Raw genomic sequence first — 15,179 nt, 5'->3', positions numbered from 1 at the left:
TTGTCACATTCCCCTTTTTCGAATAACTAGGCTGTTTGTCCTTCAAGATAGGGCAGATCCAATTCTTTACCGTAACGTTGTTCTAAAGCTAGGCGGATCAAACGAGCTGCCAGGTTCTCATTTCTTGCAAGGATAGGTCCATGGAAATAAGAACCGAAGACATTTCGGTAAATGACACCTTCAGATTGGTCTTCACCATTATTTCCTTGACCTTGTACCACTTTCCCCAAAGGTCGTTCACCTTCACCTAAGAAAGTCCGACCATTGTGGTTTTCAAATCCATAATAAGTTTCATTGAATTCTTCGTTATGGATAACGATATCACCGATAAACCGGTTATTTTCCTGACTTAACGTGTAGTGATCCAGTGCACTGATTCCTTGGATCTTTTCTCCATTAGCTCCCATGTAGTAGTGACCTAGCAATTGGTAGCCACCACAAATGGCTAACATGACGCCATCATTTTCGATATAGTTGATCAAAGAATCTTTCTTTTTCTGGATGTCTTTTGAAATGATTAATTGCTCAAAGTCTTGACCACCGCCAAAGAAAACCAAGTCATATTTATCAGCATCAAAAGGTTCATGTATACTAACGATCTCCGTATGGCAAGAAACCCCCATTTTTTCTGCTATATATTTCAACATCAAAAGGTTTCCGTTATCACCATATGTGTTCATCAAATTTCCATAAAGGTGGGCGATATTGAGTTCATAATTAGCCACGGTTCATTCCTCCTTTGATAAATCCTTGAGCAGCTAGTTCTTTACGAAGCTGCAATACAGCAGTGTAAGTAGCTAAAATATAGACATGCTCAGTTGGCAATTCTTTGATTTTTTCGATTACTTCTGGTAATTCTTTTGTTTCTGTCAATTTATTTTCTGGAATCCCGGCAACTTTTAGACGTAAAGTCATATCTGTATGACGGTCTCCTCCAGAAATAACAGCTGGGATATCCATATCGGCAAAGTTTTCAAAATTACCATCCCAAATCCAGCTGACATCGATTCCGTCTGCGTAATTGGCATTTAATAAAGCCACTAAAGAAAATGGATAAGGAGCTAGACCAATCATATCGATTACTTGATTGATACCTACAGGATTTTTGACAAGTACTAATGTACATTTTTTCCCATTGATATTGATGACTTCTTGTCGGCCGAACACTTTCTCGTCATATCCTAAACCTTGTTTGATTTTATCAGGATCGACATTGAAGTACTCTGCCACTGCAGTAGCTGCTAAAGCATTGTAGACATTATACATACCGCCAACTTCGATTCCGTATTCATGACCATCGATCACGAAATCTGCTGACACATTGTCCATCCGTACCATATCAGTTAATCGATAATCCAATTCAGGACGTTTGAAGTCACAATTTGGACAGTAATATTTCCCTAAGTTTGCATAAGTGATCATTTTATAATGCAAAATGTGATGACAATTTGGACATAAGACACCGTCTGTATTGTAATGAGCCATTTGTTCACGATCTTCTTCATGGTCAAAGCCATAATATTTTCTAGGATTGACTGTTTCGATAGAATTGAAGATTGGTGAATCACCGTTACTGATAATCGTTGCATTTGGTGACTTTGCGGCACCGTCTACAATCATTTTATAGGTCGTATAGATTTCTCCATACCGATCCATTTGATCACGGAAAATATTTGTAAATAAGAACAGTTCTGGTTTCATATATTCTGTGACTTTGCTCAAACTTGCTTCATCTATTTCTAGGACAGCAAACTTTTTCTGTCCTTTTTTTGGTTTTGCCTGCAAGAAAGTCGATACAATTCCCTGTACCATATTCGCACCAGTAGGGTTGGTTAGAACTTCATCGAATTGCTGGCGCAAAATATTGACTGTTAAAGCGGTAGTCAATGTTTTACCGTTTGTTCCGGTGACAACGACGACTTGGTAGTCTTTTGCCAAACTATCTAGTATATGTGGATCGACTTTCAGCGCTAGTTTACCTGGTAAACTTGATCCGCCGTTAAAAATAGTTTTTAATGCCCATTGCGACGTTTTTCCAACTGCAATCGCAAAATGACTGCGTATTCCCATTATGTAACCTCCAAAAACGATTTGCTGACGAATAAATTCAACTAATCATACCATATGTTGAAAAAAAGGTTAAATTGCTTTTCTTATTCTTAAGAAAAGGTTACGGCTGAAAGTGCATGAAATCGGACAAAATCGCATGATTTAACAAAAAAACAGCTTGAAACAAAATGATTGTTTCAAGCTGCTGTGATTTTATTATTCCCTCTTACCTATATTCCCATTTTAACCGATAATAATTTTCTCGCTTGGATATTCATAGCCTAGATCTCGTGTTTCTTTTGGTACGAATAACATCAATGTATATAGCATTCCGATCCGCCCAATAAACATCAGTGCAGCAATCGTGATTTTGCCCACAACAGACAAGTCTCCGGTAATCCCTAAAGATAAACCAGTTGTTCCAAAAGCAGAAGTTACTTCGATGATGATCGAGATTAGCGTTTGTTCTTCTGTAGCAGATAAAAAAACGATACAAAAGAAACACATACCAAGAGAAAGCATAAAGACAACGACTGATTTTCGCACATCATCTTGATCGATTCTCCGTCCAAAAATATTGATGTTATCTTCACTTTTGAGGAAGGAATATAGATACAAACCGATGATTGCTACAGTAGTTGTTCGAATCCCGCCGCCTACAGAACTAGGACTGCATCCGATAAACATCAGTAAAGAAAAAATGATCAGTGTTGTGATTTGAAAATCACCCAAATCGTGAATCTGCAGACCAGCATTACGAGTCGTAATCGAATAAAACATCGAATTGATCCATTTGACACTCATATTGGAATCTTGGAATAAATGGTCCTTTTCCAATAGATAAATCAAGACAGTTCCCGAAACAAACAAGATAACAAAAGCTAACACAGCTAATTTGGTAAACAAGGAAAAACGAAACGGAAGCTTCGCATTGGAACGTTTGTATAATAGCCATTCCCGGCACTCCATCAATACAGGAAAACCAATTCCTCCGACAAAAATCAAAAACATGATCAGGATCAAGAAAAAATAGTCATGTGCAAAGGGCTTGATGGAATCCCCAGTGACGTCAAACCCAGAGTTCGTGACAGCCGATATCGCCTGATAAAAACCGTAAAAAACGGCATCACGCCAACGATCAAAATAGCCTCTGTAATAAAAATAAATAGAAAAGAATGTCCCAAAAAGTAATTGAAACCAGATTAAAATAGCAAAAGTGATCCGAATCAGTCGGACGATACCAGACAAACGCGGTTGATTCATATCCGTCATGATCAGCTGTCGCTGTTTCAGTGTGATCCGTCGTTTAGAAAAAATGACAAAAGCAGTAGAAATCATCATGATCCCCAAACCACCAACTTGAAATAATATTTCCAGCAGTATAATACCGTTATCATTGAACACAGAATTGATATCAAAAGTCGATAGTCCAGTCACACTCACTGTACTGATTGCCATGAACAGCATGTCCACAAAAGAAACATGGCTATCTGGTTCGCGAAAAATCGGCATATAAAATAGAACGAGTGATAAGACCGTCATCAATATATAATAAAAAACGATGATTTGGATCGATGAGAAATGATTGGCAGCAAACTTCTGTCCTCGCCGCTGCAGCCTTCGAAAGAATAAATCAACATGCACAGTACTATCCTCCTGACAATAGTCGTTTCTACCAGTATACAAGGGGAATTAGGAATACTCAAAGAAATTATTAAACAGATAACAATACAGCTTTCGATTAAAATAGAAATGGCTTATAATAAGGCAAATCCTAGAAAAAAGAAGGAGGAGGAATAACAAATTGATTAATGCTCAACAAATCGTAGAGAAAATGAAAAATCAAAAAATAAATTATGATACAGTTCTGAAAAAAATGATCATGCAATGGGAGAAAGAAGAAGTAAAGCCTAAGATATTAATACATACATGCTGTGCTCCTTGCAGTACGCACACATTGGAATTCATGTCTCAATATGCAGAGATCACGTTATTTTTTTCAAATTCGAATATTCATCCTAAAAGTGAGTATTTGCGAAGATTACATGAACAAAAACGATTTGTAGACCAATTTAATGAGAAAACTGACCATCATGTTGCGCTAATCGTTGATGAATACCGTCCAAATGAATTCACCAAAATGGTTTTAACAAACCATCTTGAAAACGAAAAAGAAGGTGGTGCTCGCTGCAGTGCATGCTTCAATATGCGATTAGATCTTGTTGCGCAAAAAGCGCAAGAACTAGGATACGATTACTTTGGAAGTGCCCTGACCATCTCGCCAAAGAAAAATGCAGCTTTGATCAATCAGATCGGAATGGATATCCAAAAGATTTACGGGACACAATACTTGCCAAGTGATTTCAAGAAAAACAAAGGCTATGAACGCTCTTTGCAAATGTGCAAAGAGTATGATATTTATCGCCAATGTTATTGTGGTTGCGTGTTCGCTGCCAAGCAGCAAGGATGCGATCTGAAAGAAATCAATCGGGAAGCAAAAGCTTACTTAAAAACATCAACCGTAGTTTTTGAGGAAAATTAAAGAAATCTTTCGGAAAAACGTAAGAAAAAAATAAAGAATTTATGGTAGAAATAAGGTAGACTGTATAATTTGTCCGTAGTAAAGTAAGGAAACAAGAATAAATTTCAATGAAGGAAGAGATAAGATGCGAAAAGTAGCACCTATTTTGAAGCCAATCGCTGTATTAACAATCTCGACGATTGTCGCGACTACTACAGGTATTGTGAATAGTTCCAGCTACCGTGCACCAAGTTCAAGTTCTAGTACTGTAGAAGAAACAACACCAACTACTTCAGTCTCGACATCTGAACCAACAACAACGGAAAGTTTGAATGAAACCACTACGACAAGTACATGGGACGATACAACAACTAGTTCGTCGTATGATGAGACATATACAACTGACAGCTCAAGCGAAACAAGTAATACGGTACCAGATGGCACTCCATCGGATTCAACCAATCCAAGTACAAGTCCGGATACAAGTGCTAGCTCCGAAACGATACCAAGCAGTACGACTGTAGATGATAACACGCAAAATGATGATGCAGCACGTACAGCACAGCAAAACCAAGATTCAGGAAATACCCAAACGTATAACCAGCAAGCAGGTGATTCTCAATGACATTTTTACTAGACCTTATCAACGGGGTGCATAAATTCCTTGGCTATTTAGACATCAGTCCTAAATATCTTAACCGTGGATATACGATTTTAAGTGTGATTCCCACGCTTTATTTATTGAGAATTGTTTATGGACTTTGGCAAAACCAAAACTATCTTCAATTTTTCTTATATGGACTTGCATTTCTAGTGCTTGTTTATTTTACTGTTTTAAATGTATTTTATTACTTTTTAGATAAAAACACGAAAGCCGATGTCACTCAGCTTTTTGTGAAGTATTTACCTGATGAAGCGTTCAACATCCAGACAGAAGAATCGATAGATAATGGAAATTCGATCGATAAAGTGAATACACAAGAGGTCATGGTTTCTTATGACGAAGATTATCAATTGAAATTAGCCGAGAATATGCGGTATTTGATTGGAAATGGTGAGATCAAAACAAATGAACTCGGTCGCATGGATGGATTTCTGGTCGACAGAAATACATTGTATCCTTATTACTATGTCAAGAAAACAGGAGAGAAAGAGTATGTTCTAAATATTGGACGAAGCTACTCGGACATGGAAAAAGTAGGGACCATTCGACTTGACTCAACAGAAGACACATTGGAACCTGTAGGATTGTTCATCGTCGGCGGTGATTTTGTCAAAGACGGGTTACGCTATCATGAGCCTTATCGTCTGAAATTGATTGCAAAAAAGGCACAGTCGCAGGAAGAACCAGTGGTTTATAGTCGTAGCCAAAGAAGAAGACATTCATAATGTGATGAAACGCCGTGTATCAGTGGTTGCGATAAAAACGTTTATTCGGAATAAGGGGGATGTGACACGTCTTTTGTCACGTTCCTTTTTTATATAACGAGAAAGATAAGACGAACACATCACTTATTCTTTCCTTTCATTTATAAACATTGTAGAATAAAGAAAGTACAACGAAGTATTGTGAAAAAACGTAATAAATAACGAGAAAAATACAAGTAGGAGGTAAGCTGTGAAAGAATTTTTGAAAAATTGGGGGATTTTGATCCTTGTATTAGCGGCTATTTTATTAGCTAGAGTGTACGTGTTTACACCAGTTACTGTAAACGGGCATTCGATGGACCCTACATTAAGTGATGGACAACGATTGATTTCATCTAAGATCTCAAACTATGAACGAATGGATATTATTACTACAAAGGAACCGGGGGATGAAGAACGGATGATTGTTAAACGGATCATCGGTATGCCTGGAGATACAGTCAAGATGGAAAATGACCAGTTGACCATTAATGGCAAAAAGTATGATGAACCTTATCTGGATGAGTTCAAAAAAGAATTTTCAGAAGATAAGTTACAAGGAGAATATGCTTATAGCTCAGGATTCCAAGCACAAGCAGAAAGTTCATCCACCTTTACGAGTGACTTTGAATATACTGTGCCGAAAGGAAAGTATCTTGTTCTCGGCGATAACCGCTTGATTTCAAAAGACAGCCGAATGTTTGGGTTAGTCGACAAAGATATGATCCAAGGAAAAGTTGTTTTCCGTTATTGGCCTCTTTCAGAAATTAAAATCATGTGATGAAAAAATAAAAAGAAGCTGTGACATGTTTTTTGTCACAGCTTCTTTTTCCGAAAATTCCTTCTTATTTCTTGGAGTTGCTCACTTTTTTTGCAATCTCATTTTAAGCTTTTTGGCTGATGGATAAGAAAAGCGAAGCGTTTTTGTTCATAAATAGCTTTTCCCCACGATGGAAGGTATGACTAGTAGCAGAGACAAAGCCCATTTTTTCCAATCGATTATTCAATTCTTCTTGGCTAAAGCCATTATGGACTTTCGGATGACTAATTTGTTCATTCTTGTCAAAGTCTACGATGATCAATTGACCGCCAGGAGCTAAAAGTTCATAAAGTTTTGTAAGAATATTCTCCGTATCAGGAATGTGTAAAAGTACAAGTGATAGAAGGATGAGATTAGCTTGGACAGCAGGAAATTCGACAGAAGCATCAGCGTGGATCGTTCGGACATTTTTCAGATCTGCTGCTTGGATCTTTTCTTCTGCCATTTTCAGCATAGTTTCCGAAGCATCGGCAATGATCAGTTCTTTGAATCTTTCCGCAAGCGGTAAACTAACAAGCCCAGTTCCGCCTCCGTAATCCAGCAGGACTTTTTGGTGGCTGTCGCGCGGTAGATAAGTAGTTAGTTCTTCGCGAATAATCTTGGCTAATGCTTGACGGTCAGGGGAATTATAATGGTTAGCGATGGAATCAAAAATATTTTTTGTCATCAAATAGCTCCTTACGTAAAACTTTGAAATTTTAACTTATTATAGCACGTGAAAAGAAAGAAAGCATGCTATACTCAATTCAAAAAGGGAGAATCTAGAAAGAAATGCCGATATCGTTTGTAAAAGATAGAGAGGAAAAAGGAAAGTGTGTCCGAGAAATATTACTAGACTTGCCTGAGTGGTTTGGGCTTCCTGAATCAACGGAAAAATATATCGAGGAATCAAGTAAACTACCTTTATGGTGTGAAAAAAGAAAAGAAGAATATTTAGGCTTTATCACTCTTTCACAGACAAGTGAAGATACTGCCGAAATCTATTGTATGGGAATAAAAAAAGACTATCATCACCAAGGATTAGGAACAAAACTTTTTAAAGAAGCAGAAGGTTACGCAGCAAAACATTACAAATATTTGCAAGTGAAGACTGTAGACGAGGGGCACTACTCTATATATGATCAAACTATTTGTTTCTACGAATCATTAGGATTTTCAAGGTTGGAAGTTTTTCCAAATTTATGGGATGAATGGAACCCATGTTTAGTTCTTGTCAAAAAATTGGAACAAAAGTGAGCAATAGATTTAATACTAATCTGTGCTTGATGAAAATTCTCACTGTAAAAAATGCTGAAAATCAAGTATAATACCATAGGAACAAACTGGAAGGTGAAAAAGAGCATGGCACAACTATTTTTTAAGTATGGCGCAATGAATAGCGGCAAGACGATCGAGATCCTAAAAGTCGCACATAATTATGAAGAACAAAATAAGCCAGTTGTCTTAATGACAAGCGGTATTGATACAAGAGATGGTTTAGGCGTTGTTTCAAGCCGAATCGGACTGAAACGTAATGCGATGCCGATATTTGAAGAAACAGACGTATTTGACGTAATTCAGAAAATGGAAAGCAAACCCTATTGTGTGCTGATCGATGAAGCGCAATTCTTAAAAAAGAAACATGTCATTGCTTTTACGAGAATTGTGGACGAATTGGATATTCCGGTTATGGCATTTGGTTTGAAAAATGATTTTCGAAACGAGTTATTTGAAGGATCAAAATATTTATTGCTTTATGCAGACAAAATCGAAGAAATGAAAACAATCTGTTGGTTCTGCCACAAAAAAGCAATCATGAATTTACATTATATTGATGGAAACCCTGTTTATGAAGGCGATCAAGTGCAAATTGGCGGAAATGAAGCTTATTACCCCGTTTGTCGAAAACATTACTTTCACCCATCAATGATTACAGAAGGAGAATAAGCATGTACGATCAATTACAATCAATTGAAGACCGTTATGAAGAGCTTGGAGAACTTTTAAGTGACCCAGAAGTGATTTCTGATACAAAGCGTTTTATGCAGCTTTCAAAAGAAGAAGCAAACACGCGCGAAACAGTCGAAGTTTATCGTCGTTATAAAGAAGTAGTACAAGGAATCACCGATACAGAAGAACTGCTTGGTGAAAAACTGGATGATGAAATGGCTGAACTAGCAAAAGAAGAATTATCTGAATTAAAAAAAGAAAAAGAAGTCTTAGAAGAAAAAATCAAGATCTTGCTTTTACCAAAAGATCCAAATGACGATAAAAATATCATCATGGAAATCCGTGGAGCAGCAGGCGGAGACGAAGCAGCATTATTCGCTGGCGATCTTTTCAATATGTACCAAAAGTATGCTGAAGCACAAGGCTGGAAAACAGAAGTGATGGAAGCTAACGTTACCGGAATCGGTGGATATAAAGAAGTGATCATGATGATCACCGGAGACAACGTATATTCGAAATTAAAATATGAAAGTGGTGCGCACCGCGTCCAGCGTGTTCCTTCAACTGAATCGCAAGGGCGTATCCATACTTCCACCGCAACAGTTGTCGTGATGCCAGAAGCTGAAGAAGTAGAGATCGATATTGAAGACAAAGATATCCGTACAGATATCTATCATGCTTCAGGTGCTGGCGGACAGCACGTCAATAAAACAGCATCTGCTGTACGTTTGACTCACTTACCAACAGGGATCGTTGTTGCTATGCAAGATGAACGTTCTCAAATCAAGAACCGTGAAAAAGCAATGAAAATCTTGCGTGCTCGTGTGTACGATAAGATCCAGCAAGAAGCACAAAGCGAGTATGATGCCAATCGAAAATCAGCAGTCGGAACTGGGGATCGTTCAGAACGGATCCGGACGTATAATTTCCCGCAAAATCGTGTGACTGATCATCGTATCGGATTAACTATCCAAAAATTAGATCAGATTTTAGCAGGGAAATTAGATGAGATCGTTGATGCATTGATCATGTATGATCAAACATCAAAACTGGAAGCTATGCAAAATGGGTAAAATGACCTATCGAGAAGTCCTGTCACGGGCTTCTTCTTTTTTAGAGGATCATGGGAAAGAAGCATATAGTATCCAATTTTTATTTTTGGAACGAAAACAATGGAAAAAACTTGATTGGCTCCTTCATATGAACGAAGAGATTTCAGAAGAAGAACAGCGGTTGATCGAAACCGATCTGCGACTTCTGCTTGCAGATCATCCACCTCAGTATTTGCTAGGATATGCAGATTTTTATGATCATCGGTTAAAGGTAACTGAAGCAACACTGATCCCTCGACCAGAAACAGAGGAGTTAGTCGAATGGTGTTTAGACGAGACGCCTGATGTAGCGTTAGAAGTGATAGATATTGGGACAGGGACTGGAGCAATTGCTATTAGTTTGAAAGCAGCAAGAAGAAATTGGCATGTATCTGCTGTGGATCTTTCAGAAGAAGCATTAGAAGTAGCGAAAGAAAATGCTCAGAAAGAAGGAACGAAAATCAGTTTTTATCATGGAGATACATTAGGACCAGTAATGGATCAGCAATTTGATGTGATTATTTCTAATCCGCCGTACATCAGTCGGAATGAATGGGAACTGATGGATGAAAGTGTCCGGTCATTCGAACCTAAAATGGCCCTTTTTGCTGAGAACGATGGATTAGCTATTTATGAAAAAATAGCAGTTGAAGCACCAAGCGTACTAAAATCAAATGGAAAGATTTTTTTAGAAATCGGATTTCGCCAAGGTGAAGCAGTAAAAAAAATATTTCAGCAAGCATTTCCAGATAAAAAAGTGGCGATAAAAAAGGATCTTTTTGGCAATGAACGAATGATCCAAGTTTATGGTTGAAGTTGTGGATGAAAAATTTTTTATTTGTTTTTTTATTATAAAAAAACACTTATTTGACAAGGATGTAAACGACTTTTTGGTTTATCAACAAGTTTATCCACTATTGACAAATAGATTATCCACAAACAGTGGAAAACTTGAGGATAAACTCAGACAAAATAAGAATGTATGAAAAAGGGGTTGTGGATAAACTGTGGAAACGAAACGATATGATGAAACAGAATTGCAAGAGGCAGCCGAAGCACTGAAAGAAGGAGAACTTGTTGCTTTTCCTACCGAAACAGTATACGGATTGGGCGCCAACGCTCTTTTACCAAACGCTGTCAAGAAAGTGTTTTCTGTAAAAGGGAGACCGCAAGATAATCCATTAATCGTCCATGTCGCCTCTTTTGAACAAGTAAAAGAGTATGTGGACAACTTTCATCCGACAGCAGAGAAGATTGTGAAGAACTTCTGGCCTGGACCACTAACTTTGATATTTAAGATCAAAAAAGACACTTTGCCCTCAGTTGTGACGGGAGGATTATCCACAGCTGCATTTCGTATGCCGGATAACAAAAAAACGCTAGAAGTAATCAAACTTTCCTGTGTTCCGCTTGTCGGTCCAAGTGCAAATACGTCGGGAAAACCAAGTCCAACGACTGCAGATCATGTATATCATGATCTACAAGGAAAAATTACCGGGATTATTGATGACGGTGCTACGCGAATTGGTGTAGAGTCCACTGTTCTTGATTTAAGTGATCCAACAGCCATGCCTATGATCTTACGACCAGGTGCAGTAACGAAAGAACAAATCGAAGCAGTCATCGAATCTCCTGTTGCTATTGATCAGCATCTTGTAAAAGAAAATGAAACACCAAAAGCGCCTGGGATGAAATACAAACACTACTCACCCGATACACGTGTTCTGATGGTCAGAGATGGCGATTGGTCAACTGCAGTTCAATGGGCAAAAAATAAGAAGATCCGTGCAGGTGTCATAGCAAGCCCCGAAATTGCGGATCAAGTGCGGACAGATACTGCAGCAGTTTATATGTATAACGACAACTCAGTAGAAGCGGCGGCTAAAGGATTGTTTGCAGGTCTAAGAGGATTAGATGAACCAACACTTGGATTAGATTTGATTTTTGTACAAGTATATCCAGAAACTGGATTGGGGAATGCTTATATGAACCGCTTGAAAAAAGCAGCAGGACAAAATTATTTTGAAAAATGATCAATTGGTTATTGTCGCATTCTTTTAGTATGATACAATGCTATCAAGTAAATCTTCTATCAGTGAACGAAAAACTAAGCGTAACTAATCGTAATAGAAGAGATACGAATATTTGGCAATTTGTTTTTGATGGGAAAAATAAAATTGTAGGAAAATAAAAAGGAGCTGTTGTTTGTGGTAGATTACAAAACGTTTGACCCTGATCTTTGGGCTGCGATCGCCAAAGAAGAAGAAAGACAAGAACATAATTTGGAGCTGATTGCCTCTGAAAACTTTGTCTCCGAAGCAGTGATGGCTGCACAAGGAAGTATCTTGACAAATAAATACGCAGAAGGTTATCCAGGGCATCGCTATTATGGTGGGTGTGAATTTGTCGATATCGTTGAAAATTTAGCGATTGACCGTGCAAAAGAATTATTCGGAGCGAAATTTGCGAACGTCCAGCCTCACTCCGGCTCTCAAGCCAACACGGCTGCTTATCTCGCTTTGGTAGAACCAGGGGACACGATCTTAGGAATGGATCTTTCCGCAGGCGGACATCTAACACATGGATCACCAGTCAACTTCAGTGGCAAAACCTATCACTTTGTTGCTTACGGTGTTGATCCGACAACAGAAGTTATTGATTATAATGTGGTACGTATTTTAGCTAGAAAACATCAACCAAAATTGATCGTAGCAGGTGCCAGTGCTTACGGACGAACGATCGACTTTGCGAAATTCAGAGAAATCGCAGATGAAGTAGGCGCAAAACTGATGGTAGATATGGCACATATCGCAGGATTAGTAGCAGCAGGACTTCATCCTAATCCAGTTCCTTATGCAGATATCACAACGACTACCACTCATAAAACACTGCGCGGACCTCGAGGCGGCATGATTTTGACAAACGATGAAGCATTAGCAAAAAAAATAAATAGTGCGGTATTTCCTGGTATTCAAGGCGGCCCTCTAGAGCATGTGATTGCGGGTAAAGCAGTAGCATTCAAAGAAGCATTAGATCCTGCATTTAAAGAATATAGTGAACAAATCATCGCCAATGCAAAAGCAATGGTCAAAGTTTTCAATCAAGCAATTGGAACCAGAGTCATTTCAGGGGCGACAGATAATCATCTGATGTTGATCGATGTTCGCGAGTTAGGTATAAATGGAAAAGAAGCAGAGAGCATTTTGGACAGTGTGAATATCACTGTAAATAAAAACTCGATTCCTTTTGAAACACTAAGTCCATTCAAAACAAGCGGTATTCGAATCGGCACGCCAGCAATCACTACTCGCGGGTTCAAAGAAGAAGATGCTGTAAAAGTGGCTGAACTAGTTGTCAAAGCATTACAAGCAAAAGATGATAACGTTCAACTAGACGAAGTCAAAACAGGTGTACGCGAATTAACTGAAAAATTTCCGTTGCATAAAAAATAAAAATTTAAATTCCATTAGTAAACAGAAAAGTTCAATGTTGGGCTTTTCTGTTTTTTTCTGTTTATTTTTTGGGAAAACGGATTCTTTGACAATATCGGTGATGCTCTCTAGTATATGAGGTGTAATTTTAGTCTTCACACTAAATCTCAGGGAGGAAAAGTCATGACTGATCGTATCTCGTTAGAAAAGGAAGCAGTAGCATTCAGTGATGCAAATGCGCCTCATCCGCGTATCTATGAACTAGCACCGGAAGAAGGAAGAGCTTTACTAGAAGAAGTACAAGAATCACCTGTGAACAAATATTCCGTCGATATTGAAGACTTGATGGTGGATACTGGCGAATGGGGAAAACTCAATATTCGTCTCGTACGACCAGAAGGGAATATGGATAAATTACCAGTTATTTTTTATATTCATGGAGCAGGCTGGGTTTTTGGCAGTGCTCAAACCCATGATAAATTGATCAGAGAACTTGCGGTTCGTACGAATTCCGTCGTTGTCTTTCCAGAATATAGTCGATCACCAGAAGCAAAATATCCAACAGCAATTGAACAAAATTATGCTGTGTTGCAACAGCTGAATAAATTAGCCAAGTCAAAAAATCTGGATCTCGAGAATCTAATCGTTGCAGGAGATTCAGTAGGTGGTAACATGGCTACAGTCATGACGATCTTAACAAAAGAACGAAAGGGCCTCCCAATATCCAAGCAATTGCTGTATTATCCAGTCACAAACGCTGATTTCGATACAGATTCCTATCATGAATTCGGAGAAAACTATTTTTTGACAAGAGATGGAATGAGATGGTTTTGGGACCAATATACGACGAATGAGGAAGAGCGTGCTGAAATCACAGCTTCGCCTTTGAGAGCAGACCTGAATGAACTAAAAGATCTTCCTCCAGCAATGATTTTAACGGGAGAAGCGGATGTATTAAGAGATGAAGGTGAGGCTTATGCGCGCAAACTTCGTGATGCAGGGGTTCCTGTTACACAAGTACGCTTCCAAGGAATCATCCATGATTTTGTCATGGTAAATGCTATGGATCAGACAAAGGCAACGCGTGCAGCAATGGCATTATCTACTTCTTGGATCAAGAAAAAAGAATAAGCTTTGCTTGTCCGCAGGAAAACTTCTTTTCAAAAACGGATTTTCTTAGGAAAAATGGCGAGTTTGACTAGTCAATCACTTGATTTTGTTTTACAATTAAAAAGAAACGACAGAACAAAGGAGAGCTTAAAAAATGGGCAAATTTCAAGTGATCGATCATCCATTGATTCAACACAAACTAACTATTATTCGGGACAAAAACTGCGGAACAAAGGTTTTTCGTGAAGTAGTCGATGAAATCGCTATGTTGATGGCATATGAAGTATCACGGGATATGCCGTTGGAAGACATCGTGATCGAAACACCGATCACTGAAACAACACAAAAAACGTTGTCCGGTAAAAAAGTAGCGATTATTCCAATCTTGCGCGCAGGTATCGGAATGGTTGATGGTATCTTGGAATTGATTCCAGCTGCTAAAGTGGGTCATATCGGTCTTTATCGAGATGAAGAAACATTTGAGCCACATGAATATTTCGTCAAACTTCCAGAAGACATTGATGCACGTCAGTTGTTTGTAGTAGATCCAATGTTGGCAACAGGCGGATCAGCAATCATGGCAATCGATGCATTGAAAGAACGTGGCGCGTCGAACATCAAATTCGTTTGTTTGGTAGCAGCACCTGAGGGAGTAAAAGCTTTGCAAGAAGCGCATCCTGATATTGACATCTATACAGCTTCTCTAGATGAAAAATTGAATGAACATGGTTATATCGTTCCTGGACTAGGGGATGCGGGTGACCGTTTGTTTGGTACAAAATAAGTAAATACGAAAAAGGGTGTGACACAACTTTTGTCAC

Annotated in this window: 17 protein-coding genes; 13 read left to right on the top strand and 4 right to left on the bottom strand. The window is 38.4% G+C overall.

Features of this window, described 5'->3' with window-relative positions:
* Positions 1-26 precede the first annotated feature (26 nt).
* From IGL15_RS11475 to IGL15_RS11465, 3 genes are all read right to left on the bottom strand, one after another.
* A complete protein-coding gene (locus tag IGL15_RS11475; protein WP_002287245.1) occupies positions 27-725 on the bottom strand; it encodes a type 1 glutamine amidotransferase in 699 nt (232 codons plus the stop codon).
* Positions 718-2,070: a Mur ligase family protein gene (locus tag IGL15_RS11470; RefSeq protein WP_104765282.1), complete on the bottom strand. Its 1,353-nt coding sequence runs from the start codon at positions 2,068-2,070 to the stop codon at positions 718-720. The genes IGL15_RS11475 and IGL15_RS11470 overlap by 8 nt, the downstream gene beginning before the upstream one ends.
* Positions 2,071-2,292: 222 nt before the next feature.
* Entirely contained in the window at positions 2,293-3,693 is a 1,401-nt protein-coding gene (locus IGL15_RS11465) for a TrkH family potassium uptake protein (RefSeq protein WP_002307209.1), read from the bottom strand.
* Between the two features lie 160 nt (positions 3,694-3,853).
* Here IGL15_RS11465 and IGL15_RS11460 point away from each other — a divergent pair, with 160 nt between their 5' ends.
* The 4 genes from IGL15_RS11460 (at position 3,854) to lepB (ending at position 6,758) form a co-directional block, all read left to right on the top strand.
* Positions 3,854-4,591, top strand: a complete 738-nt coding sequence (locus IGL15_RS11460; RefSeq protein WP_002287242.1) for an epoxyqueuosine reductase QueH — start codon at positions 3,854-3,856, stop codon at positions 4,589-4,591.
* Positions 4,592-4,715: 124 nt separating this feature from the next.
* Positions 4,716-5,195, top strand: a complete 480-nt coding sequence (locus tag IGL15_RS11455; RefSeq protein ID WP_002294107.1) for a hypothetical protein — start codon at positions 4,716-4,718, stop codon at positions 5,193-5,195.
* Positions 5,192-5,959 carry a DUF6681 family protein gene (locus IGL15_RS11450; protein WP_002302142.1) on the top strand — a complete coding sequence of 256 codons (768 nt, stop codon included), beginning with the start codon at positions 5,192-5,194 and terminating at the stop codon, positions 5,957-5,959. Before IGL15_RS11455 ends, IGL15_RS11450 begins: the two co-directional genes overlap by 4 nt.
* Positions 5,960-6,188: 229 nt before the next feature.
* On the top strand, positions 6,189-6,758 hold the full coding sequence (gene lepB / locus IGL15_RS11445; protein ID WP_002294105.1) for a signal peptidase I: 570 nt from the start codon (positions 6,189-6,191) through the stop codon (positions 6,756-6,758).
* A gap of 103 nt (positions 6,759-6,861) precedes the next feature.
* Here lepB and IGL15_RS11440 read toward each other — a convergent pair whose 3' ends face one another.
* Complete coding sequence (locus IGL15_RS11440) at positions 6,862-7,464, bottom strand: class I SAM-dependent methyltransferase (RefSeq protein WP_104765283.1); 603 nt, start codon at positions 7,462-7,464, stop codon at positions 6,862-6,864.
* 104 nt (positions 7,465-7,568) lie between these two features.
* Between IGL15_RS11440 and IGL15_RS11435 the strand changes: the two genes are divergently transcribed.
* The 9 genes from IGL15_RS11435 to upp all read left to right on the top strand — a co-directional run bounded on the left by IGL15_RS11435 (position 7,569) and on the right by upp (position 15,142).
* Positions 7,569-8,033, top strand: coding sequence for a GNAT family N-acetyltransferase (locus tag IGL15_RS11435; RefSeq protein WP_002307216.1), 465 nt, complete (start codon positions 7,569-7,571; stop codon positions 8,031-8,033).
* A 105-nt stretch (positions 8,034-8,138) separates the two neighbouring features.
* Positions 8,139-8,723, top strand: a complete 585-nt coding sequence (locus tag IGL15_RS11430) for a thymidine kinase (protein ID WP_002289675.1) — start codon at positions 8,139-8,141, stop codon at positions 8,721-8,723.
* A gap of 2 nt (positions 8,724-8,725) precedes the next feature.
* Positions 8,726-9,799, top strand: coding sequence for a peptide chain release factor 1 (gene prfA, locus IGL15_RS11425; RefSeq protein WP_104765284.1), 1,074 nt, complete (start codon positions 8,726-8,728; stop codon positions 9,797-9,799).
* On the top strand, positions 9,792-10,631 hold the full coding sequence (gene prmC / locus IGL15_RS11420) for a peptide chain release factor N(5)-glutamine methyltransferase (RefSeq protein WP_086325030.1): 840 nt from the start codon (positions 9,792-9,794) through the stop codon (positions 10,629-10,631). The genes prfA and prmC overlap by 8 nt, the downstream gene beginning before the upstream one ends.
* Complete coding sequence (locus IGL15_RS11415; RefSeq protein ID WP_002300130.1) at positions 10,624-10,803, top strand: hypothetical protein; 180 nt, start codon at positions 10,624-10,626, stop codon at positions 10,801-10,803. Before prmC ends, IGL15_RS11415 begins: the two co-directional genes overlap by 8 nt.
* Positions 10,804-10,824: 21 nt before the next feature.
* Positions 10,825-11,850, top strand: a complete 1,026-nt coding sequence (locus IGL15_RS11410; RefSeq protein ID WP_086325029.1) for an L-threonylcarbamoyladenylate synthase — start codon at positions 10,825-10,827, stop codon at positions 11,848-11,850.
* A 174-nt stretch (positions 11,851-12,024) separates the two neighbouring features.
* Positions 12,025-13,269: a serine hydroxymethyltransferase gene (glyA, locus tag IGL15_RS11405; RefSeq protein ID WP_002300132.1), complete on the top strand. Its 1,245-nt coding sequence runs from the start codon at positions 12,025-12,027 to the stop codon at positions 13,267-13,269.
* 162 nt (positions 13,270-13,431) lie between these two features.
* Positions 13,432-14,379, top strand: a complete 948-nt coding sequence (locus IGL15_RS11400) for an alpha/beta hydrolase (RefSeq protein ID WP_086325027.1) — start codon at positions 13,432-13,434, stop codon at positions 14,377-14,379.
* 133 nt (positions 14,380-14,512) lie between these two features.
* Positions 14,513-15,142, top strand: coding sequence for a uracil phosphoribosyltransferase (upp, locus tag IGL15_RS11395; protein WP_002291540.1), 630 nt, complete (start codon positions 14,513-14,515; stop codon positions 15,140-15,142).
* The last annotated feature ends 37 nt before the right edge of the window (positions 15,143-15,179 follow it).

The sequence above is a fragment of the Enterococcus sp. DIV0436a genome, assembly GCF_051711605.1.
Taxonomy (GTDB): domain Bacteria; phylum Bacillota; class Bacilli; order Lactobacillales; family Enterococcaceae; genus Enterococcus_B; species Enterococcus_B faecium.
Note: the sequence above shows the minus strand (reverse complement) of the source record. Positions and strands in the feature narration are given on the sequence as shown.

Bases quoted from the DNA above. Each gene is read 5' to 3' on its own strand.
- IGL15_RS11470 (WP_104765282.1), bottom strand. From the start codon at position 2,070: ATGGGAATACGCAGTCATTTTGCGATTGCAGTTGGAAAAACGTCGCAA.
- IGL15_RS11455 (WP_002294107.1), top strand. From the start codon at position 4,716: ATGCGAAAAGTAGCACCTATTTTGAAGCCAATCGCTGTATTAACAATC.
- IGL15_RS11450 (WP_002302142.1), top strand. From the start codon at position 5,192: ATGACATTTTTACTAGACCTTATCAACGGGGTGCATAAATTCCTTGGC.
- IGL15_RS11440 (WP_104765283.1), bottom strand. From the start codon at position 7,464: ATGACAAAAAATATTTTTGATTCCATCGCTAACCATTATAATTCCCCT.
- IGL15_RS11435 (WP_002307216.1), top strand. From the start codon at position 7,569: ATGCCGATATCGTTTGTAAAAGATAGAGAGGAAAAAGGAAAGTGTGTC.
- IGL15_RS11430 (WP_002289675.1), top strand. From the start codon at position 8,139: ATGGCACAACTATTTTTTAAGTATGGCGCAATGAATAGCGGCAAGACG.
- prfA (WP_104765284.1), top strand. From the start codon at position 8,726: ATGTACGATCAATTACAATCAATTGAAGACCGTTATGAAGAGCTTGGA.
- prmC (WP_086325030.1), top strand. From the start codon at position 9,792: ATGGGTAAAATGACCTATCGAGAAGTCCTGTCACGGGCTTCTTCTTTT.
- IGL15_RS11415 (WP_002300130.1), top strand. From the start codon at position 10,624: ATGGTTGAAGTTGTGGATGAAAAATTTTTTATTTGTTTTTTTATTATA.
- IGL15_RS11400 (WP_086325027.1), top strand. From the start codon at position 13,432: ATGACTGATCGTATCTCGTTAGAAAAGGAAGCAGTAGCATTCAGTGAT.
- upp (WP_002291540.1), top strand. From the start codon at position 14,513: ATGGGCAAATTTCAAGTGATCGATCATCCATTGATTCAACACAAACTA.